The organism is Pseudomonas sp. GW821-FHT02H09 (assembly GCF_059421425.1).
In genome coordinates this window covers 62,967-84,472 of the sequence record NZ_JBWKVA010000028.1, presented here as the reverse complement: position 1 = coordinate 84,472, position 21,506 = coordinate 62,967, and the positions used below count along the sequence as shown (strand labels likewise).

Annotated in this window: 14 protein-coding genes; 8 read left to right on the top strand and 6 right to left on the bottom strand. The window is 59.1% G+C overall.

Annotated features, from left to right (window positions below; translation table 11 throughout):
• Positions 1-169: 169 nt before the first annotated feature.
• From recC to recD, 3 genes are read left to right on the top strand one after another with little or no spacing between them, the layout of a single operon-like run.
• A complete protein-coding gene (gene recC / locus AC07VR_RS28545; RefSeq protein ID WP_495013249.1) occupies positions 170-3,622 on the top strand; it encodes an exodeoxyribonuclease V subunit gamma in 3,453 nt (1,150 codons plus the stop codon).
• Entirely contained in the window at positions 3,619-7,311 is a 3,693-nt protein-coding gene (recB, locus tag AC07VR_RS28540; RefSeq protein ID WP_495013248.1) for an exodeoxyribonuclease V subunit beta, read from the top strand. Before recC ends, recB begins: the two co-directional genes overlap by 4 nt.
• A complete protein-coding gene (gene recD, locus AC07VR_RS28535) occupies positions 7,308-9,395 on the top strand; it encodes an exodeoxyribonuclease V subunit alpha (RefSeq protein WP_495013247.1) in 2,088 nt (695 codons plus the stop codon). The genes recB and recD overlap by 4 nt, the downstream gene beginning before the upstream one ends.
• Positions 9,396-9,464: 69 nt before the next feature.
• Here the strand turns inward: recD and AC07VR_RS28530 are convergent, their stop codons facing one another.
• The 4 genes from AC07VR_RS28530 to AC07VR_RS28515 all read right to left on the bottom strand — a co-directional run bounded on the left by AC07VR_RS28530 (position 9,465) and on the right by AC07VR_RS28515 (position 13,863).
• Complete coding sequence (locus AC07VR_RS28530; RefSeq protein WP_495013246.1) at positions 9,465-11,000, bottom strand: amino acid ABC transporter permease/ATP-binding protein; 1,536 nt, start codon at positions 10,998-11,000, stop codon at positions 9,465-9,467.
• A 95-nt stretch (positions 11,001-11,095) separates the two neighbouring features.
• Complete coding sequence (locus AC07VR_RS28525) at positions 11,096-11,896, bottom strand: ABC transporter substrate-binding protein (protein ID WP_494995463.1); 801 nt, start codon at positions 11,894-11,896, stop codon at positions 11,096-11,098.
• Positions 11,897-11,941: 45 nt separating this feature from the next.
• Positions 11,942-13,000, bottom strand: coding sequence for an isopenicillin N synthase family dioxygenase (locus tag AC07VR_RS28520; RefSeq protein WP_494995462.1), 1,059 nt, complete (start codon positions 12,998-13,000; stop codon positions 11,942-11,944).
• Positions 13,001-13,011: 11 nt separating this feature from the next.
• Positions 13,012-13,863 carry a sugar phosphate isomerase/epimerase family protein gene (locus AC07VR_RS28515; RefSeq protein ID WP_494995461.1) on the bottom strand — a complete coding sequence of 284 codons (852 nt, stop codon included), beginning with the start codon at positions 13,861-13,863 and terminating at the stop codon, positions 13,012-13,014.
• 467 nt (positions 13,864-14,330) lie between these two features.
• On the opposite strand from AC07VR_RS28515, the gene dgcN reads away from it, so the two are divergent.
• Positions 14,331-15,599, top strand: a complete 1,269-nt coding sequence (dgcN, locus tag AC07VR_RS28510) for a diguanylate cyclase DgcN/YfiN (protein WP_495013245.1) — start codon at positions 14,331-14,333, stop codon at positions 15,597-15,599.
• A gap of 71 nt (positions 15,600-15,670) precedes the next feature.
• Here the strand turns inward: dgcN and AC07VR_RS28505 are convergent, their stop codons facing one another.
• The gene (locus AC07VR_RS28505) at positions 15,671-16,618 is read right to left on the bottom strand and encodes a LysR family transcriptional regulator (protein WP_495013244.1); all 948 of its coding nucleotides are present in this window, start codon (positions 16,616-16,618) and stop codon (positions 15,671-15,673) included.
• A gap of 162 nt (positions 16,619-16,780) precedes the next feature.
• On the opposite strand from AC07VR_RS28505, the gene AC07VR_RS28500 reads away from it, so the two are divergent.
• Together AC07VR_RS28500 and mmsB are read left to right on the top strand one after the other, a co-directional pair.
• Entirely contained in the window at positions 16,781-18,307 is a 1,527-nt protein-coding gene (locus AC07VR_RS28500) for a CoA-acylating methylmalonate-semialdehyde dehydrogenase (protein ID WP_494995451.1), read from the top strand.
• 14 nt (positions 18,308-18,321) lie between these two features.
• The gene (gene mmsB / locus AC07VR_RS28495; protein WP_495013243.1) at positions 18,322-19,209 is read left to right on the top strand and encodes a 3-hydroxyisobutyrate dehydrogenase; all 888 of its coding nucleotides are present in this window, start codon (positions 18,322-18,324) and stop codon (positions 19,207-19,209) included.
• 83 nt (positions 19,210-19,292) lie between these two features.
• Here the strand turns inward: mmsB and AC07VR_RS28490 are convergent, their stop codons facing one another.
• Entirely contained in the window at positions 19,293-19,637 is a 345-nt protein-coding gene (locus AC07VR_RS28490) for a cupin domain-containing protein (RefSeq protein ID WP_494995449.1), read from the bottom strand.
• Between the two features lie 312 nt (positions 19,638-19,949).
• On the opposite strand from AC07VR_RS28490, the gene kynB reads away from it, so the two are divergent.
• Positions 19,950-20,615, top strand: a complete 666-nt coding sequence (kynB, locus tag AC07VR_RS28485) for an arylformamidase (RefSeq protein ID WP_495013242.1) — start codon at positions 19,950-19,952, stop codon at positions 20,613-20,615.
• Entirely contained in the window at positions 20,612-21,466 is an 855-nt protein-coding gene (gene kynA / locus AC07VR_RS28480; protein WP_495013241.1) for a tryptophan 2,3-dioxygenase, read from the top strand. Before kynB ends, kynA begins: the two co-directional genes overlap by 4 nt.
• Positions 21,467-21,506: the final 40 nt, after the last annotated feature.

Below are 21,506 nucleotides of genomic sequence, written 5' to 3'. Positions count from 1 at the left end.
GCGATTTGTCGGCGCGGGCTGGCTCGCGATGGCGATTTCGAAGACGCCATGGCGCGCACTCGGGCGTCGACCGGCTGGCTCCTGCAGCTTTCAGGCACGCGCTGCTGCCCCGGCCCTCCGACAGTGCTAAGGTTCGGCCCTAGCTTTTGCATTTTCCAAGGAAGCCTTTATGCCGGACGCGACGTCCCTCAGTGCTGGTTTTATGGTGGTTCACGGCAACCGCCTGGACGAGTTGCGTAGTCTTGTCGTCAGTTGGATGCGGCGCTATCCGCTCACCCCCCTGGAAAATGAAATCGCCCTGGTGCAGAGCAACGGCATCGCCCAGTGGTTGAAGCTCGCGCTGGCTGAAGACCCGCAAGATGACGATATGGGCGGCTGTGGAATAGCGGCCGCCATCGATGTGCAATTGCCTGGCAGCTTTATGTGGCAGCTTTATCGTATGGTGTTGGGTCGTGATGAAATTCCGGCCAAATCCCTGCTGGATAAAGCCCCGCTGACCTGGCGGCTGATGCGCTTGTTGCCAGAGCTGATTGATCAGCCGCACTTCGAACCCTTGCAACGCTTTCTTACCCACGACACAGATCTACGTAAGCGCTATCAATTGGCTGAACGCTTGGCGGATCTGTTCGATCAATACCAGGTATATCGAGCCGACTGGCTGGAAGACTGGGCAGCAGGTCGCCATCAACTGCGCAATGGCAGAGGCGAAGCCAAGGCGCTGACGCCTGCAAATTGCTGGCAGGCTGAGTTGTGGCGAGCGTTGCTGCTGGATGTGGGTGAGCAGGGCATGGCGCAAAGTCGTGCCGGAGTTCATCAACGCTTCATTGAGCGGATCAACAGCCTGGATACAGCTCCCAAAGGATTGCCCTCCCGAGTGATCGTTTTCGGCATTTCTTCGTTACCGGCCCAAGCCTTGGAAGCTCTTGCTGGATTGGCGCGTTTCAGTCAGGTTTTGCTTTGTGTGCATAACCCATGTCGTCACCATTGGGCCGACATCGTCGCCGATAAAGACCTGCTACGGCACCAATACAAGCGTCAAGCGCGCAAGGCGGGAATGCCCGCAGCGCTCGATCCGCAAACCCTGCATCAACATGCTCATCCGTTGTTGGCCGCGTGGGGCAAACAGGGTCGCGACTACATCAATCTGCTCGACAGCTATGATGATCCCAACAGCTATCGTTCGGCCTTTCGCGATGGGCGGATCGATCTGTTCAGCGAAAGCCGGCCGCAGAATATGCTTAACCAGTTGCAGGACGATATCCTCGAACTACGCCCCCTGAATGAAACCCGTGAACATTGGCCAAGTGTTGACCTTGTACACGATGAGTCGATCCGTTTTCACATCGCCCACAGCGCCCAACGTGAAGTCGAAATTCTTCACGACCAATTACTCGCCCGCTTCAGCGCCGATCCGCAATTGCGCCCTCGCGATGTAATCGTGATGGTCCCGGATATCGACAGTTACGCTCCGCATATCCGCGCCGTGTTCGGCCAACTGGAGCGAGATGACCGACGTTTCGTTCCCTTCACTCTGACTGACCAAGGCCAACGCGGCCGCGATCCACTGCTGATAGCCGTGGAACATCTGCTCAAATTGCCCGACAGTCGTTTCCCGGTCAGCGAGATTCTCGATCTGTTGGATGTTCCAGCCTTACGTGCTCGATTCGGCGTAGAGGAGCGTGACCTGCCGACCTTGCATCGCTGGATTGAAGGCGCCGGTATTCGCTGGGGCATGAATGCCGAACAGCGCGCAGGGCTTGGTCTACCGGATGAATTGGAGCAGAACAGTTGGCGCTTCGGCCTGCGGCGTATGCTGCTCGGCTATGTTGTAGGCAGCGGAGCGGCTTGTGACGGCATCGAACCTTACGATGAAATAGGTGGTCTGGACGCGGCGTTGATCGGCCCGCTGGTCGCGTTGCTTGATGCCTTGAAGATTGCCCACCAGGAACTCTCGTTACCTGCGCCGCCGCAGCAATGGGGAGAGCGCCTGCATGCGTTATCGCAGCTGTTCTTCCTGGCAAGCAATGAGCATGACGACTACCTCCTGGCCCAGCTCGAAGAGTTGCGCGAAAGCTGGTTGGAGACTTGTGAGTCGGTAGGTTTGCAGGATGAGTTACCGCTGACCGTCGTCCGTGAGGCCTGGCTGGCGGGGCTTGATCAGGGGCGCTTGTCGCAACGCTTTCTGGCCGGTGCGGTGAATTTCTGCACCTTGATGCCGATGCGCGCTATCCCTTTCAAACTGGTCTGCTTGCTTGGCATGAATGACGGCGACTATCCGCGCGCGCAACCGCCGCTGGACTTCGACCTGATGGGTAGCGATTACCGTCCCGGCGACCGCTCGCGGCGTGAGGATGATCGCTATTTGCTGCTCGAAGCCTTGCTCTCGGCGCGTGATCAGCTCTACATCAGCTGGGTCGGCCGCAGTATTCGTGACAACAGCGAGCGTCCGGCTTCAGTGTTGATAGGCCAGTTGCGCGATCATCTGGCCAGCGGTTGGCATCTGTCGAACAGCGATGAGTCGCTTGTTGATGCAATGACCCAGGAACATCCACTGCAACCCTTCAGTGCCCGTTATTTTCATGAAGGCGACGGACTGTTCAGCTACGCCCGAGAGTGGCAGTTGCTTCACCAGACACACGAGGCCGTCGCCGAGCTTCCAGCGCTGACGGCCTATGTTCAGGAAGAGCCGCTGAGCCTGGGTCAGTTACAGGATTTCCTGCGAAACCCGGTGCGACATTTCTTCAGCCAACGGCTCAAGGTGTTTTTCGAGGCCGCCGAGGCACCTCTGGCGGATGAGGAACCCTTTGTACTTGATGCATTGCAACGCTATAGCCTGAGCGACAGTTTGCTTGAAGCGGCGCTTACCCATCCGGATCAACCCGAGCTGGCCTTGGAGGCTCAAGCAAAACGCCTGCAGGGCAGCGGTCTGTTACCGATGGCCGGTTTTGGTGAGTGCTTGCAACAGGAGTTGATCGAGCCACTGCCTGACTTGCTGCAACGCTATCAACAGTTGCTGGCTTTATGGCCGACGCCGCTCAACAGTGCCTTGCCGGTGAGTCTCGAGCAGCATGGAGTCAGCCTCGAGGGCTGGCTCAGTGGTCTGCATCAGCGCAGCGATGGAGGATTGTTGGCTGTCACCACGATTCCCAACAGTATTGGTTCAATCAAGACTCGCAAATGGCATCGGCTGACTCGGCCCTGGGTCAATCATCTGGCGGCTTGCGCGAGCGGGTTGTCGCTGACCACGGCGCTGGTGGCCAGTGACGACACCTTGTTGCTGGCTCCCATAGAGCAGAGCGCAGCCCTTAATTCTTTGGGCGATCTGTTGCAGGCCTGGCAATCGGGCATGCGTCAGCCATTGCCGGTTGCGGTGAAGACTGCCTTCGCCTGGCTTGGCCAGAGCGATCCGGTCAAAGCCGAAGCAGTCGCATGCAAGGCCTATGAAGGCGACGGTCAGACCACCGACGGTGAGCGTCGCGAAAGCCCGGCATTGGCCCGACAGTTTCCCGATTACAGCGCACTCGTCGCTGACGAAACCTTCGCTGATTGGTGTAACGCTCTCTACCGGCCACTGCTTGAAGCCCCGTGGCGATCATTGGCCAGCGAGGAGGTTCGCTCATGACAACCAAGACACCTCTGGCGCTGGCTTTCCCCTTGCGCGGCAGCCAACTGATCGAGGCCAGCGCCGGGACCGGCAAGACCTTCACCATCTCGGCGCTCTACCTGCGCCTGGTGCTCGGTCACGGTGGCGAGGTCGCCGGTTTTGGCCGCGAGTTGCTGCCACCGCAGATTTTGGTGGTGACCTTCACGGATGCAGCGACCAAGGAGCTGCGTGAGCGTATCCGCACTCGTCTTGCCGAGGCTGCGCGGTTTTTCCGTGACGAAACGCCAGCACCGGATGACTTGATCGCCGAGTTGCGCGAGCAATACAGCCCTGAGCAATGGGCAACTTGCGCCAATCGTCTGGACATCGCTGCTCAATGGATGGATGAGGCGGCGGTGTCGACGATTCACAGTTGGTGTCAGCGCATGTTGCGCGAGCACGCCTTCGACAGCGGCAGCCTGTTTACCCAGACCCTGGAAACCGATCACAGCGATTTGCTCGGTGAAGTGCTGCGCGATTACTGGCGGCTGTTTTGCTACCCGATGCAGGGTGATGCGCTGAACTGGGTTCGTGCCAATTGGGGAGGCCCGGCTGCGTTGTTGCCGCGCGTGCGTGCCTTGTTCGCAAGCGAGCAAGGTCTTGATGATGGAAAAGAGCCTGCCGAGCTGATTATCGCTTGCCTGCAAGAGCGGCGCGAAGCCCTTCTGCAACTCAAGACCCCATGGCTGCAATGGGCGGCCGAGCTGCGGGATATCTGTCTGCAAGGTGTCGCTGAAAAGACCGTCGATGGGCGCAAGATGCAGGCGCGTTACTTCGAACCCTGGTTTGAGAAAATCAGCGCCTGGGCCGAGGACGAGTCTCAAGAGCAACTGGATATCGGCACCGGTTTCAGTCGTCTGACACCGGACGGTATGGCCGAAGCCTGGAAAGGCCAGGCGCCAGACCATCCGGGGCTGGACGCCATGCCCGGTCTGAAAGCCAGTCTGGATGCCTTGCCGACCCCGGATGCTGCAGTGCTGCAACATGCGGCCAAGTGGGTCGGTACGCGCTTTGAAGAAGAAAAGCGTCGCCGCGCCGAAATGGGTTTCGACGACATGCTGCTGCGGCTCGATGCCGCCTTGCAGGCCGACGCTGGCGAGCGTCTGGCAACGTTGATTCGCGAGCAGTTCCCGGTCGCGCTGATCGATGAGTTCCAGGACACCGACCCGGTGCAGTACCGGATCTTCGAAAGTATTTATCGCATCGAAGACAACAATCCCGAATGCGGTCTGTTCCTGATCGGCGACCCGAAGCAGGCGATCTATGCCTTCCGTGGCGCCGATATCTACACTTACCTTCGCGCGCGTCAGGCCACCAGTGGCCGCCTGCATACCCTGGGCACTAACTTCCGCTCCAGCCATGGCATGGTCGGCGCGGTGAACCACGTATTCGAGCGCGCCGAGTCGCGCGAGCATGGCCGTGGTGCGTTTCTGTTCCGGGAAAAGACTGGCGAGAACCCCGTCCCCTTTCTGCCTGTTGCTTCTCAGGGACGTAAAGAAGTTTTGCAGATTGATGGTGAACCTGTGCCTGCGCTGAATATCTGGCAGTTGTCTGCCGAGCAGCCATTGTCCGGTGTGGTTTACCGGCAGCAACTGGCCGCCGCCTGCGCCAGTGAAATCGTCGCGCTGCTCAATGGCGGCCAGCAGGGCCACGCGGGATTCGTTCGCGACGGTCAGGATATGCGAGGCCTGCTCCCGGCCGATATCGCGATTCTGGTGCGTGACGGCAAAGAGGCCCAGGCGGTACGCGGTGAGTTGTCCGCCCGCGGGGTACGCAGCGTTTACCTCTCCGACAAGGACTCGGTGTTCGCAGCTCAAGAAGCCCACGATCTGTTGGCCTGGCTGAAGGCTTGCGCCGAACCGGATGTCGAGCGGCCGTTACGTGCTGCGCTGGCCTGTATCACACTGGATCTGCCATTGGCCGAGCTGGAGCGCTTGAATCAGGACGAACTGGCCTGGGAAGCGCGGGTGATGCAGTTCCGTGGTTATCGGGCGATCTGGCGCAGCCAGGGCGTGTTGCCGATGCTGCGCCGTCTGCTGCATGACTTTCAGTTGCCCCAGGCGTTGATTGCTCGAAGCGATGGCGAGCGGGTACTGACCAATCTGCTGCACCTGTCCGAGTTGTTGCAGCAAGCCGCCGCCGAACTGGATGGCGAACAAGCCTTGATCCGGCATTTGGCCGAGCATCTGGCGTTGTCCGGTCAGGCGGGTGAAGAACAGATTTTGCGGCTGGAAAGTGACGAGCAACTGGTCAAAGTGGTGACCATCCACAAGTCCAAAGGGCTTGAATATCCGTTGGTGTTTCTGCCGTTCATCTGCTCGGCAAAACCGGTGGATGGCAGTCGCCTGCCGCTGCATTACCACGACGACTCGGGCAAAGCGCAAGTGTCGTTGAAGCCCACCGCAGAGCTGATCGCCCAAGCTGATGACGAGCGTCTGGCTGAAGACCTGCGGTTGCTCTACGTTGCGTTGACCCGCGCGCAACACGCCTGCTGGTTGGGCGTCACGGACCTCAAACGCGGCAATAACAACAGTTCGGTCCTGCACCTGTCGGCGTTGGGCTATCTGCTCGGTGGTGGCCTGTCGTTGACCGAATCGGCCGGTCTGAGCCGCTGGCTGGAAGACTTGCAGCAAGGCTGTGAGGCAATCAGTTGCAGCGAAATGCCCGAAGCGAGCGAAATCCGTTTCAACCCGCCGCGCAATGAAGCCGTTTTGCTCGCGCCGTTGATTCCCAAGCGCAAGGCTACCGAGAACTGGTGGATTGCCTCTTACAGCGCCTTGCGTATTGGCGAGAGTATGAGCGCCGGTAGCGACGAAGCGCCGGAAAGTCCGCAAGCGCAGAAGCTCTTCGATGATGAGCGACTCGACCCGGATGCACCTCGGGAAATGGTCGCCAGTGGTGGCGATATCCATCGTTTCCCCCGTGGACCGAACCCCGGGACCTTTCTCCATGGTTTGCTGGAGTGGGCCGGTAACGAAGGCTTTGCCGCCGATCGGCGAAGTGTCGAAGACGCCATCGCTCGGCGCTGCAACCGCCGTGGTTGGGAAGGCTGGATCGGCACCTTGAGCGATTGGTTGCTGCACCTGCTGCAAGCTCCATTACGCATCGGCGCTGGACTGTCACCGGTGGTGTTCGAACAACTGACCCAGTACCGGGTCGAGATGGAGTTCTGGTTCGCCAGCCATAAAGTCGATGTGTTGAAACTCGATGAACTGGTGTGCCAATACACCCATAACGGTGTTGCCCGGGTGGCGGCCGAACCGGTGTTGCTCAATGGCATGTTCAAAGGTTTTATCGACCTGACGTTCGAGCACGAAGGGCGTTATTACGTCGCTGATTACAAATCCAACTGGCTGGGTGTCGATGATTCGGCCTACACCGAACTGGCGATGGAACAGTCGATTCTCGACAACCGTTACGACCTGCAATACGTGTTGTATCTGTTGGCCCTGCATCGCCAGCTCAAGGCACGACTCGCCGATTACGATTACGAGCGGCACATGGGCGGGGCGCTTTATCTGTTCTTGCGCGGCACCCGAGCGCCGAGCCAGGGCGTGTGCTTTACCCGTCCGCCACGGGAGTTGATCGAGCGTCTGGATCGGCTGTTTCAGGGCAAACCGGAGCAGCCCAGGGCCGAGCCTGCCTGGGAACAAGGAGTATTGCTATGAGTCGTTCCCTTGCCGATTTACTGCCCACACCGTTGGCCGCTGAAAGCCTGGTCGGGCTGGCACCGCTGAGTCGAGCCGAAGATCTGCTGCTGTTGCTTGAGCGATGGGTCGAACGCGGCTGGCTGAGGGCACTGGACAAAGCCTTTGTGGGCTTCCTTCACGAACTCGAACCTCAAGGCGACTCGCTGGTGCTGCTTGCGGCGGCGTTGACCAGTCACCAACTGGGTCACGGGCACGTCTGTCTGGATCTGTTCGAGACCCTCAAGGAGCCGGACTTCGCCCTGTCGTTGCCGCCGGAAGGGGATGTGCACACAGGCGCCATGCTGTTGCCGTCGCAACTGCTCGAAGCACTGGACGGCGCGCACTGGTGCAAGGTGTTGGCGTCCAGCCGATTGGTAGCGCTGGCCGCCGATAGCCGTGACGACGCGCAGCAGCGCCCTTTGGTGTTGTCCGGCAAGCGTTTGTACTTGCGTCGTTACTGGGCTTACGAGCGGCGCATCGATACCGCGTTGCGTCAGCGACTCGCGGCCCATGAAGCAACGCCCGATGATCTGCCCGAGCGCTTGAGTGGCTTGTTCGGCGCGGCCAAGAGCGGGGTGCCGATCGATTGGCAGAAGCTCGCCTGTGCTCTGGCCACTCGCGGCGCCTTCAGCATCGTCACTGGTGGACCGGGTACCGGTAAGACCACCACCGTGGTGCGTCTGCTGGCCCTGTTGCAAGCGCCGGCCGTGGAGTCTGGCAAACCGCTGAGAATCCGTCTCGCCGCACCCACCGGCAAGGCCGCCGCACGACTGACCGAATCCATCAGCCAACAGGTTCGTACGTTGGCAGTCGCTGACAGCGTGCGGGACAAAATCCCCTCTGAAGTCACCACTGTGCACCGCTTGCTCGGCAGCCGTCCGGGCACCCGTCATTTCCGCCACCACGCCGGTAATCGTTTGCCGCTGGATGTGCTGGTGGTCGACGAAGCCTCGATGATCGACCTGGAGATGATGGCCAACCTGCTCGATGCCTTGCCGACACATGCCCGTCTTGTGTTGCTTGGCGACAAGGATCAGTTGGCCTCGGTGGAGGCCGGTGCGGTACTTGGTGATTTGTGCCGCGATGCCGAGGCCGGTTGGTATAGCCCACAGACTCGCGTCTGGCTGGAGGCGGTCAGTGGTGAACATCTGAGTGCCAGCGGTTTGCAGGAAGACACCGAGTGCGTTCATCCATTGGCTCAGCAGGTGGTGATGTTGCGCCATTCGCGGCGTTTCGGTGAGGGCAGTGGTATTGGCCAATTGGCGCGCTGGGTCAATCAGCAGAAGGCCGATGAGGCGCGCAAACTACTGGCCGTTCGCACCCATGCCGATTTGTTCTCGCTGACGCTCAAGGGGGAGCAGGATCGCGCTCTGGAGCGGCTATTGCTTGAAGGGCACGGCGAGGGGCCGCAGGGTTATCGGCATTACTTGAGTCTTCTACGCAGCCAGCGACCGACAGTCGACACTGCGCTTGAGGATCCACGCTGGACCGAATGGGCACGCAATGTGTTGCAGGCCTTCGATGCGTTCCAGTTGCTGTGTGCCGTGCGAAAAGGCCCTTGGGGCGTTGATGGCCTGAATCTGCGCATCACCAGTGCGCTGCTCAAGGCACGCCTGATCGACAGCGACCAGCAATGGTACGAAGGTCGCCCGGTGCTGATGACCCGCAACGATTACGGTCTGGGCTTGATGAATGGCGACATCGGCATTGCCCTGAAACTGCCGGAACGGGACGGCCCGCAGGCAGGTCGTCAGGTGCTGCGCGTGGCGTTTCCGCGCAACGATGGTCAGGGCGGTGTGCGCTTTGTGTTGCCCAGCCGGCTCAATGACGTGGAAACCGTGTACGCCATGACCGTGCACAAATCCCAGGGTTCTGAATTTACCCACACCGCATTGATTCTCCCGGATGCACTGAACCCGGTGCTGACCAAAGAACTGATCTACACCGGGATTACCCGGGCCAAGGACTGGTTCAGTCTGATCGAGCCAAGGCCCGGTGTATTCGAAGAGGCGGTACGGCGCAAGGTCAAGCGCTTGAGCGGGTTGATGCTTGAGTTGGGGTGAGCCGATGCGGTGACGGTGGCGAGAGGATTTCACCTCTCGCCACAAAGACCTGGCCAATTCCCGCGACGACTACTCCGCCACCAGCAGCATTTCCTGGGAGGGCAGGCCCATGAAGCGTCGGACCCGCTCCCCGGCCTGCTCATTGCGTATGGCATGTGGTCTTGCATCCAGCTGAATATTCCCGCCTTCCATGAAAATCACCCGATCAGAAATCGACATCGCGAAGTCCATCTCGTGGGTCACTATCAGCATGGTCATACCTTCCTTCGCCAAATCGCGAATCACGTTCAATACGTCGCCCACCAGCTCCGGATCGAGGGCCGAAGTCGGCTCATCGAACAGCATGATCTTCGGCTCCATGGCCAATGCTCGGGCAATCGCTACCCGTTGTTGCTGGCCACCAGAAAGCTGATGCGGGTATTTGTGTGCGTGGGCCAGCAGCCCGACCTTATCCAGCAGTGCATACGCGAGTTGTTCGCTCAAGGGCTTGGCGCTGCCGTGGTAGCGCGGTGCCAGGGTTATGTTGTCGAGAATGCAGCGATGGGGGAACAGGTTGAAGTTCTGGAAAACCATCCCGATATGCCGCACGCCAGTGCGAACCCGGGCGCTGTTGGGAGTGTCATCGTGGCTGATGAAGCTTTCGCCGAACAGCTTGATCTCACCTTGATCAATACTTTCCAGGCCATTGATAGTACGGATCAACGAAGTTTTGCCCGAGCCTGACGGGCCGATGATCGAGATTACCTGACCACTGCCGACCTTCAGGTCGATGCCCTTGAGCACCTCGTGATTGCCATAGCGCTTGTGGATCTTTTCCAATTGCAGAACCGGTGCTGCACCGTGGATGGCTGGAAGGCCGGTAGTGGCAATCAGCGGTGGGATTTGTGCCTTGAGTCGGGCCACGGCAGTTTCGTCGAGGGTTTGTGGTTTGCGTTGGTTCAGATCCAGATAGCGTTCCAGTCGGTGCAAAAACCAGCCGAACACGCTCACGATAAATACGTAATACACCGCTACCGCGCCGAGGGTTTCCATCACCAGGAAGTTTTGCGCGTACAGGCGCTGGCCGACGGTGAGCAGTTCGGTCAGGGAGATCACCGAGATCAGCGATGTCAGTTTCACCACGGTGATGTATTCGTTGATCAGCGTGGGCAGGGAAATGCGAAAGGCTTGAGGTATCACGATCAAACGCTGCAAGCCCAGAAAGCCGACACCCAGCGCACGCCCGGCTTCTTTCTGACCCTTGGCCACGGAAATCAGGCCGCCGCGATGGATCTCTGCCATATACGCCGCTTCGGTTATCACCAGCGCGAACAACCCGGAGTAGAACGGATTGGACAGTACCGAGCCGGTCATCGGAAACAATTGCGGCAGGTTGTAGACGAACACCACCAGCACCAGCAGCGGGATGCTGCGAAAGAACCAGATATAAACGGCCGCCGGTATTTTAAGCCAGGCCGAAGCAGACAACTTGGCCGAGGCGAGGAGAAAACCCAGCAACATGCCGATGAACCAGGCCAGCGAACTGAGTTCGATCACGGTGACGCAGGCTTGCCAGAAGGCGGACTCTGCAAACAGGGAGAAAAAGTACGTCCAATCGAATTGCATAAGTACCTCAAACCGCATTGAAATCTTCGCGGGTAAGCCGCTCCCGCATGGGGAGCGGTGTTTTTGTAGGCGCGTGCTCGCGAAGGGGCGTAGCCTTAGTTAGACGCTTCTTCCAGGTTGTACTTCTTCAGGATAGCCGCGTAATCACCGCTTTTTTTGGCTTCATCAAACGCTTTGAGCAGCGCCTGATAGGTGTCGTTGTTGCCTTTCTTGACGAAGATGCCGAGGGTTTGCGGATAGACCAGATGCTCGCTGGTGACCACTACGCGGCCACTGGTGTGCTCGGCGATCATCTTCGCCGCGCCGGCGATTTCCATCTGGGCCTGGATGTTTTTCGACAGCAGGGCCTGGGTCACTTCCGGTGCCGACGGGAACTCGCTGACAGTGATGGCGCCCTTGTTGTTCGGCACACAATATTCGGTGGAGAGTTTCTTCAATTGAGCGACCCAGGTGGTGCCTTGTTCCAGGCCGACTTTCAGGCCGCAGAGGTCCTCAGGGGTTTGCGCATTCAGACCGCTGTCTTTCGGCGCCATGATTGCCGCGCCAGTCACGGCGTAGCCAATGGTCATGGCTTGAGTCTGACGCTCGGGCGTGATGTACATGCCGGAGATAATCGCGTCATAGTGCCCGGAGTTCAGGCCGGAAATCAGATTAGGGAACTTGGTATCGACGAACTCTGCCTTGGCTTGCATCTGCTTGGCCAGGGCCTGAGCCAGTTCCGGATCGGAGCCGACAATATTCTTCTGGCTGTCATAGGATTCGAACGGCGGGTAGGTGATTTCCATGCCGATTTTTAACTGGCCCGGTGTCGCGGTGGTTGTGGCAAAGCTGGCGGTGGCGCAAAGCAGGCCGGCGGCAAGCAGGGTCAGGCAGGATGCGGTGTTTTTAGTGAACATGTTCGGTGACTCCAGGGTAGGGAAGTAGTGGCCGACGACAGGGTTTCAGGAAGGCTGCGCCTGGTTTTTCAAATGTCCGAAGCTCGACGGCTTGCGGGCCTTTTCTGGAAGCTGGATCTCGCCATTTTCTACCCGCTTGCGCAGGTATTGGTATGTCTGCAAGGCTTGGCCGTACATGTGTTCACCAATGGTGATTTGCTCGTACTCGTGCTCGGTTTTGGCAAAGCCGGGCAGCGGTTTGATCTGGGTATGGAAGTCGCAGGCGTAGAACAGCGGGAAGGAGTAGCGCTCTTCACTGACTGTGCGCACACGGTGCGCGGTAGCGACGAACGCACCCGCGGTCATGACTTCGAGCATGTCGCCGATGTTCACCACGAAAGCGTCTGGAACGGGCGGCGCATCGATCCATTGGCCTAGGTTGTTCATCACCTCCAGCCCCGGTTTGTCAGCCAGCAAAATGGTGAAGCACTCATAGTCGGTGTGCGCACCAATACCGGGTGCATCCTGGACCGCGTCGTCGAAGGGATAGTGGATCAACCGCAGCTTTGAGGGCGGTCGGGTGACCATGCTGTCGAAATAGTCTTCCTCCAGGCCCAATGCCAGGGCGAAGCCACCGAACAGCCGTCGACCGAGGTCGAAGATCGCAGCGTAGTAGGCCTGCACTGCTTCCTTGAAACCTGGCAGCAGCGGCCATTCATTTGGCCCGAGCAGCGGGGTGTTGGCCAGCACCAGCGGGTCGTTTACCGGGACTTCGAAGCCGATATCGAAGGCTTCTTTGTGATCCGGTTTGCCCTTGGCGTAAACCTCTTCGCCTTCCGGGACATAACCTTTATGAGTCTGCGAGGCGCCGATGTAGTGCTGCATCTTGGTTGCGAAGGGCTGATCGAAATAGTCCCTGGCTGCCTGGCGCAAGTTGGCGATCAGCTGCGGCTCAATGCCGTGGCTGGTGATGTAGAGAAAGCCGACCTCACTGGCGGCCACCCCGAGCTGTTCAGCGACGGCCAGGCGATGTTCCCGTTCGATGCTGAACAAACCGGCGATATCCACCACCGGAATGCTTTTGAAGTTAGCTTGGGCCGGGCTGTTATTGATCTTCTCAGGCATGACGCAAAACCTCACGAGAGAGTTGAGTGGTTGAAGCGATCGAAGTGTTCGCGCTCTGTTCTAGCCATCCAGACATTCAGCGACCACAGGTCGGCAACCGGCACATTGGTGAAGGGCAGGTGATGCAAATAGCCGTCGGCGCCGAACTCTGGCGTCAGGGTACTGACCTGATAGCCACGAGCCTGTTGGGAGCGCCAGATGGCTTCCCAGTGCTGTTGATGGAAGGCCAGTTCCCGGGCGTACTCGGGGGCCGCGGGATGGGGAACCTGTGGACCCTGGTCATACCCGACCCGGGCCTGGATATGGTGCACGCGTTCGACGAAGGCACTCAGGTCATCCGCCGGGTCATTCAACAAGCGTTCGCAGGTGACGACCCAATGGCTGATATCGCTGGTGAACAGCAAGTCGGGCAGCTGCCGGATCAACTCAAGGGTCAGCCAGGGGTTGAACAGTGAGCGTGAACGGTGGGTTTCGAAGCTGCAGACTTGCCCGTGCTTGCGCGCAAGCGTCATGGCCTGGCCGAAGAACTCCACCTGCTGCGCCAGTGGCCAGCGGTCATTGCCGGCCAGAACATTGACGAAGCGAGGATTGAGCTCGGCGGCCCAGGCGAGTTTTTTGTCCAGATCAAGAAGGTGTTCGGTGGGCGGCGCGGATTGTTCCGGCAACACGTCATAGGCGGTAAAAACCGTGCTGATGTAACCGAGTCGATTGGCCCGTAGAAAGGCGCCGAACTCGGCTCGCTCACTGACATCAAGCGGCAGGCGGGCCTCCATGCCGTCGAAGCCGGCTTTCAGTAACTCATCGAGAGCCTGAGCCTTGCTTGCGGTATAGCCCCAGAGGGTACGGAATATTTCCAGTTTCATTGGTGAACCTCCGCGATTCCTTCAACTACTCAAGGCTCGAGGCGGCACATGACCGAATCGGGCTGTTATGGCAGTAGTAAAAGGTTTTCATGAGCCGGATCTCTGGGGATCCTTTCTCACTGCATCGCTGTCAGCTTTTATTATTATTACGGCCGCTTGGCGGCCACAGGTCACGTTGGTGTCGATGGTAGGCAGGACGCGAGGCTGGGAAGAATAGGAAAGCTCAAATCGTTACTTCATGTTTCTCTAAACAATTAGGCACCTATCTATAAATGCTGTTTCGTGAGCATTTCACTGGCTATGCTATCGTTGCGGCATCACCTTGTAACGATCATCGAGAATCCGAGCATGGACGCGACGACAGAACGCATTTCTGGCTGGAGGCAGTTACTGCTGTCGACCATTCTCTGTTTGTTGACCTCCCTCGCTTTTGCTCCGCCAGAAACGCCGACCGGCATAGCGGGCCCATGAGTTTATTCAAGCTCGATAACCCTCCGACCTTGCGCTCGGTCATTGGCCGCGGGCATTTGATCGTCGCGTTGGTAGCGGTGGGCCTGGCCAGCATTTCCTTGACCCTGCTTGGGGGGCTGGCCTTGCGCGTTTATGCCGATCACAACCTGCATCTGATTGCTCGCTCGATCAACTACACCGTGGAAGCTGCAGTGGAGTTCGACGACAAGGTCGCGGTGACTGAAGCGTTGGCGTTGATCGCCTCCATGGAAGAGGTGGCAGACGCGCAGGTTTTCGGCGAGAACGGGCGGTTGCTGGCGCGTTGGCAGCGACCGGCAACCGGGTTGCTCTCTGAGTTAGAAGCGCAGATAGCCCAGACCTTTCTGGGAAAACCGATCACCCTGCCGATCCTCCATCAGGGGCGGGAAATCGGCAGCATCCTGCTCACCGGTCATGGCGGCAGCCTGTTGCGTTTTCTGCTCAGTGGTCTGGCCGGCATTGTGTTGTGCACCGCCCTGAGTGCCTGGGTTGCCCTGCATCTGGCACGACGTAAGCTTCGTGGGGTCATCGGCCCGCTGCGCGGTCTGGCCAGTGTGGCCCATGCTGCCCGCAGCGAGCGAGCTTTCGATCAGCGCGTGCCACCGGCCGAGATTGTCGAGCTGAATAATCTGGGTAACGACTTCAATGCCTTGCTCGATGAAATGGAAGCCTGGCAAACGAATCTGCAAAACGAAAACGAAACGCTGGCCCACCAGGCCAGTCATGACAGCCTCACCGGCCTGCCGAATCGGGCGTTTTTCGAGGGCCGGCTGATCCGCGCATTGCGCAGTGCGAACAAGCTCGATGAGCGGGTCGCGGTGTTGTTTCTCGACGGTGACCGGTTTAAAGGCATCAACGATAATTTTGGGCACGCAGCCGGTGATGCGGTATTGGTTGCCGTTGCGACGCGGGTCAGAGCGCAGTTACGCGACGATGACCTTGTCGCGCGTCTGGGCGGCGACGAATTTGCCATTCTGCTGACGCCCCTGCACAAGTACGAGGACGCCGAGCGCATTGCCGACAAGATCATTGCCAGCATGGACATGCCGATCCCGTTGCCGGGCAATACCTCAATCTTGACCTCACTCAGTATCGGGATTGCCATCTATCCCGATCATGGCGTTACTCCAGGCACCCTGCTCGATGCTGCCGCTGGGGCAATGTGTCAAGCCAAACGCCTTTCCCGAGGCGGGCAGTACACCGCGGGGGCGGAGCACCCTGTCGCCCATGTTCAAACCAGGCGCTAAAGCTGTAGCGTCTAACGATACGGTTGGGGGCGTACCGAAAACCGTCGAGCGTCGATTGTAGTGAGCGCGGATTAGTCCGCGAACACCATCGAGCGGGTTTCGCCCATCAACAAGTGTTGATTCTGCTCGGTCACGCTGCGGATGTAATCCCACAACAAGGTAATCCGCTTGAGCTTGCGCAGATCCTCGCGGCAGTACATCCAGAACTGCCGGGTGATGTTGATTTCCTCCGGCAGCACCGGCAGCAGACGCGGGTCCTGCGCGGCGAGGAAGCACGGCAGAATCGCCAGCGAGCGGCCCTGCTGCGCGGCGACATACTGAGCGATCACGCTGGTGCTGCGCAGGTTGGCGCTGGCGCCGGGCAGTACGTTGGCCAGGTAAAGCAGCTCCGAGCTGAACGCCAGATCGTCGACATAGCTGATGAACTGGTGTTTACCCAAGTCTGTCGGGCGGCGGATCGGTGGGTGTTTGTCGAGATAATCCTGGGTCGCATACAGCTGCAAACGGTAGTCGCAGAGTTTGCAGCACACGTACGGGCCGTGTTCCGGGCGTTCCAGAGCGATGACGATATCCGCCTCACGCTTGGACAGGCTGATGAAGTGTGGCAGCGGCAGGATGTCCACCGAAATCGCCGGGTAGGTGTCGACGAAATGGCTCAGCTGCGGGGTGATAAAGAAGCTGCCGAACCCTTCAGTGCAGCCCATGCGCACATGACCCGACAGCGCCACGCCAGAGCCCGAGACCTGCTCGCAGGCCATGTGCAGCGTGCTTTCGATCGACTCGGCGTAACCCAGCAAGCGCTGACCTTCGGCGGTCAGCACAAAGCCGTTGGTCCGCGACTTCTCGAACAGCAACGTGCCCAGCGCCCCTTCCAGTGAGCTGATGCGCCGCGACACGGTGGTGTAGTCCACCGCCAGGCGTTTGGCGGCGGTGCTGGCCTTGCGAGTACGGGCGACCTCGAGGAAAAACTTAAGGTCGTCCCAGTTCAATGAGCCCAAAGACGTGATGTTTTTTTGCATGTTAGACCGGCTTTTATGTGCGTTCTTATTAGAAGTTTGCACATCTATACTCCAAAAACAGTCCGACAACCAACTCGGGACACCGCCTCATTTCAAGGCGACAAAACGCCTTGGCTCCCTGCACAGCAACCCACTTCAATAACAAGAAGCCAGGAGACCATCATGAACGTATCTCTCACGCCAGACGAAACCACCCTGCAACGGGTCAAGCTGCTGATCGACGGCGAATGGGTCGAGTCGCAGACCACCGAGTGGCACGACATCGTCAACCCGGCCACCCAGCAAGTGCTGGCCAAAGTCCCGTTCGCTACCGCCGCTGAAGTCGACGCCGCCATCAGCGCCGCCCATCGCGCCTTCCAGACCTGGAAGCTGACGCCGATCGGCGCGCGGATGCGCATCATGCTCAAGCTTCAAGCGTTGATTCGTGAACACTCCAAACGCATTGCGGTAGTGCTCAGTGCCGAGCAGGGCAAGACCATCGCTGACGCTGAAGGTGATATTTTCCGTGGTCTGGAAGTGGTCGAACACGCGTGCTCCATCGGCAGTTTGCAGATGGGCGAGTTTGCCGAGAACGTCGCCGGTGGTGTCGATACCTACACCCTGCGCCAGCCAATCGGCGTCTGCGCCGGGATTACCCCGTTCAACTTCCCGGCGATGATTCCACTGTGGATGTTCCCGATGGCGATCGCCTGCGGCAACACCTTCGTCCTCAAGCCTTCCGAGCAGGACCCGATGTCGACCATGTTGCTGGTGGAGCTGGCGCTGGAAGCCGGGATTCCGCCGGGCGTGCTTAACGTGGTGCACGGCGGCAAGGATGTAGTGGATGCGCTGTGCACCCACAAAGACATCAAAGCCGTGTCGTTTGTCGGTTCGACCGCGGTCGGTACTCACGTCTACGATCTGGCCGGCAAACACGGCAAGCGTGTGCAGTCGATGATGGGCGCAAAAAACCACGCGGTGGTGCTGCCCGATGCCAATCGCGAACAAGCCCTCAACGCCTTGGTCGGCGCCGGTTTCGGTGCGGCCGGTCAGCGTTGCATGGCCACTTCAGTCGTGGTGATGGTAGGCGCGGCCAGGCAATGGCTGCCGGACCTCAAGGCACTGGCGCAAAAACTCAAAGTGAATGCCGGCAGCGAGCCGGGTACCGATGTTGGCCCGGTGATCTCCAAGAAGGCCAAGGCGCGCGTTCTGGGCCTGATCGAAAGCGGTATCAAGGAAGGCGCGAAGCTGGAACTCGATGGCCGTGACATCAAGGTTCCGGGGTTCGAACAGGGCAACTTTATTGGCCCGACCCTGTTCTCTGGCGTGACCCCCGAGATGCAGATCTACACCCAGGAAATCTTCGGCCCTGTGCTGGTGGTGATGGAAGTCGACACCCTTGATCAAGCGATCGCCTTGGTCAACAGCAACCCGTTCGGTAACGGCACCGGTCTGTTCACCCAGAGCGGCGCGGCGGCACGTAAATTCCAGAACGAGATCGATGTCGGTCAGGTCGGGATCAACATCCCGATTCCAGTGCCGGTCCCATTCTTCAGCTTCACCGGTTCGCGTGGCTCCAAGCTCGGTGACCTCGGTCCGTACGGCAAACAAGTGGTTCAGTTCTACACTCAGACCAAGACGGTCACCAGTCGCTGGTTCGACGATGACAGCGTGAACGATGGTGTGAACACCACCATTCACTTGCGCTGATCGAGGAGAAGAACATGAAAATTGCATTTATCGGTCTGGGCAACATGGGCGCGCCGATGGCGCGCAACCTGATCAAGGCCGGCCACGATCTGAACCTGTTTGACCTGAATCAGACCGTGCTCGCCGAACTGGCACAGTTGGGTGGCACCATCAGCACTTCACCTCGTGAAGCGGCTCAAGGCAGCGAACTGGTCATCACCATGTTGCCGGCGGCTGCCCATGTACGTAGCGTCTGGCTGGATGAAGACGGCGTATTGGCCGGGATTGCCAAGGGTGTTCCGGCGGTGGATTGCAGCACCATCGACCCGCAGACCGCCCGCGATGTGGCGGCTGCTGCGGCCAAGCAAGGCGTGGCCATGGCCGATGCACCGGTATCCGGTGGTACCGGCGGTGCACAGGCTGGGACTCTGACTTTCATGGTTGGCGCTACGCCGGAATTGTTCGCCATCCTGCAACCGGTGCTGGCGCAAATGGGCCGCAACATCGTTCGTTGCGGTGAAGTCGGCACCGGGCAAATTGCCAAGATCTGCAACAACCTGCTGCTGGGGATTTCCATGGTCGGTGTCAGCGAAGCCATGGCGTTGGGCGACGCATTGGGGATCGACACCCAGGTGCTGGCCGGAGTCATCAACAGTTCGACCGGGCGTTGCTGGAGTTCGGAGATGTACAACCCATGGCCAGGCATTGTCGAAACGGCGCCGGCGTCGCGCGGTTATACCGGCGGTTTCCATGCCGAGCTGATGCTCAAGGATCTGGGCCTGGCCACTGAAGCGGCGCGTCAGGCACACCAACCGGTGGTGCTCGGCGCGGTGGCCCAGCAGTTGTATCAGGCGATGAGTCAGCGTGGGGAAGGGGACAAGGACTTCTCGGCGATCATCAACAGCTATCGCAAACCCCAGTAAGGGGTTTTCCGAGAGCCCACGTCGGGTGGGCTCTCGGTTTTTTTCGAAGCGGCGATCTCTCGCCACAAATATTCGTGTCAGGTTCAGGCAAACACGAAATACTTGCGCACTGTCTCGACCACTTCCCAAGTGCCTGTCATCCCCGGCTCCACGACGAAAATATCACCCGCCCGCAGATGGATCGGCGCCATGCCGTCCGGGGTGATCACGCAGTAGCCTTCCTGAAAATGGCAGTACTCCCACTTCACGTACTCAACTCGCCATTTGCCCGGTGTGCAGATCCAGGTGCCCATGATCTTGCTGCCGTCTTCGCTGGTGTAGGCGTTGAGGTTGACGGTGTGCGGGTCGCCTTCGAGTTTTTCCCATTTGCAGGCATCGAGCACTGGCAACGGGTGAGTATCGCGCAGGACGGTAATCGGTTTGGACATGATGACTCCGGACGGTAGGGAGAACTGAAGTCGCACCCTATAGGGCTTGGCGAGGCGTCAGTTGTCTGTACTCGACACTGAGCTATCCAGAAACGCAGTGGCCTTCGAGCATCGTTGTAATGCTCGAAGGATGGAAGCAGGCGTTTGAATGAACCGTTCGGAAGTCGATTTCGCTGATTGAAATTTCTGCCCGGTAAACGCCTGATTCTTAGCAATATGTGCGAAATACTTGGGCGTTCCCGAAGGATTTCGCAAGAATATTCACAGGTATCACTCGTATCATTCACTTCAGAACAGGCCGAGAGCTTCGCAATGAAAGAAACAATGTCATGGTGGGATATAAGTCCGCCCTTGAGCACCGCTACACCCACCTGGCCGGGTGATACACCTTTTCAAGAAGAGCGCGTCTGGAAGTTCGGGCCAGAGTGCCCGGTGAATGTCGGGCGCATCACTCTGTCTCCTCACACGGGTGCCCATGTCGATGCGCCGCTGCATTACAGCGCTGACGGAGCAGCCATTGGCGATGTGCCGCTGGATGTCTATATCGGTCCGTGCCGCGTGTTGCATTGCCTGGACAGCGGCCGGCTGGTGCACCCTGAACAGCTTGAAGGTCGCTTGCAAGACCTGCCTGAACGCGTCCTGCTGCGCACCTATCGACAAGCGCCGCTAACCTCCTGGGATCCGGACTTCACCGCTGTCGCCAAAGAAACCGTCGACCTGCTGGCAAGCCTGGGCGTGCGGTTGATCGGTATCGATACGCCGTCACTGGACCCTCAACAATCCAAAACCATGGATGCGCACAATGCGGTGGCCCGGCATGGCATGGCTATCCTGGAAGGCATCGTGCTCGATGACGTCCCGGAAGGGGACTATGAATTGATCGCTTTGCCGCTGCGCTTTGCCAACCTGGATGCCAGTCCGGTCAGGGCGGTCCTGCGTCCACTCAATCCACTGCAACGTGAGGAGTCTGTTCGATGAGCCAATGTCCCTATTCGCCGGCCAGCCAGACAGATGAATGGCATAACGCCGAACTGAATTTTTCCGACACCATGAGCTATGGCGACTACCTGGACCTGGGCAAGATTCTCAGCGCCCAGCATCCCTTGTCCCCGGACCATAACGAGATGCTGTTCATCATCCAGCATCAGACGTCCGAGCTGTGGATGAAGCTGATGCTGCATGAGCTCAAGGCCGCCCGCGAACACGTCAGGCTGGGTGAGCTGCCGCCGGCGTTCAAGATGCTGGCGCGGGTCTCGCGGATCTTCGATCAGCTGGTGCATGCCTGGACGGTGCTGGCGACCATGACCCCCACCGAGTATCACGCGATCCGGCCATTTCTGGGCCAGTCATCGGGCTTTCAGTCGTTTCAATACCGCGAGATCGAATTCATTCTGGGCAACAAGAGTGCAACGCTATTGCGTCCGCATGCTCACCGTCCCGAGTTGTTGGCAGAGCTTGAAAAGGCGATTGCCACGCCTTCGTTGTATGACGAAGCGATTCGGTTGATGGTCAGCGCAGGATTGGCGATTGATCCGCAGCGCTTCGAGCGCGACCCGGCCAACCCGACCGTTCATGACGCCTCGGTCGAAGCCGCCTGGCGTGTGGTGTACACCGATCCTTCGCGGTATTGGGATCTCTACCAGTTGGCGGAGAAGCTGATCGACCTGGAAGACTCGTTCCGTCAATGGCGCTTCCGGCATGTCACGACCGTTGAGCGGATCATTGGTTTTCAACCGGGCACAGGCGGCACTGAAGGCGTCGGCTATCTTCGCAAGATGCTCGACACGGTATTGTTTCCGGAGTTGTGGCGAGTGCGTTCGACCCTCTGACCCACAATAAAAGAAGCCCCGGCATTCACCGAATGCCGGG

Excerpts from the sequence above, each read along its gene's own strand:
- AC07VR_RS28515 (WP_494995461.1), bottom strand. The coding sequence starts at position 13,863 with ATGAAACTGGAAATATTCCGTACCCTCTGGGGCTATACCGCAAGCAAG.
- recC (WP_495013249.1), top strand. The coding sequence starts at position 170 with ATGCCGGACGCGACGTCCCTCAGTGCTGGTTTTATGGTGGTTCACGGC.
- AC07VR_RS28530 (WP_495013246.1), bottom strand. The coding sequence starts at position 11,000 with ATGCAATTCGATTGGACGTACTTTTTCTCCCTGTTTGCAGAGTCCGCC.
- mmsB (WP_495013243.1), top strand. The coding sequence starts at position 18,322 with ATGAAAATTGCATTTATCGGTCTGGGCAACATGGGCGCGCCGATGGCG.
- AC07VR_RS28525 (WP_494995463.1), bottom strand. The coding sequence starts at position 11,896 with ATGTTCACTAAAAACACCGCATCCTGCCTGACCCTGCTTGCCGCCGGC.
- AC07VR_RS28520 (WP_494995462.1), bottom strand. The coding sequence starts at position 13,000 with ATGCCTGAGAAGATCAATAACAGCCCGGCCCAAGCTAACTTCAAAAGC.
- kynB (WP_495013242.1), top strand. The coding sequence starts at position 19,950 with ATGAAAGAAACAATGTCATGGTGGGATATAAGTCCGCCCTTGAGCACC.
- recD (WP_495013247.1), top strand. The coding sequence starts at position 7,308 with ATGAGTCGTTCCCTTGCCGATTTACTGCCCACACCGTTGGCCGCTGAA.
- dgcN (WP_495013245.1), top strand. The coding sequence starts at position 14,331 with ATGAGTTTATTCAAGCTCGATAACCCTCCGACCTTGCGCTCGGTCATT.
- kynA (WP_495013241.1), top strand. The coding sequence starts at position 20,612 with ATGAGCCAATGTCCCTATTCGCCGGCCAGCCAGACAGATGAATGGCAT.
- recB (WP_495013248.1), top strand. The coding sequence starts at position 3,619 with ATGACAACCAAGACACCTCTGGCGCTGGCTTTCCCCTTGCGCGGCAGC.
- AC07VR_RS28505 (WP_495013244.1), bottom strand. The coding sequence starts at position 16,618 with ATGCAAAAAAACATCACGTCTTTGGGCTCATTGAACTGGGACGACCTT.
- AC07VR_RS28490 (WP_494995449.1), bottom strand. The coding sequence starts at position 19,637 with ATGTCCAAACCGATTACCGTCCTGCGCGATACTCACCCGTTGCCAGTG.
- AC07VR_RS28500 (WP_494995451.1), top strand. The coding sequence starts at position 16,781 with ATGAACGTATCTCTCACGCCAGACGAAACCACCCTGCAACGGGTCAAG.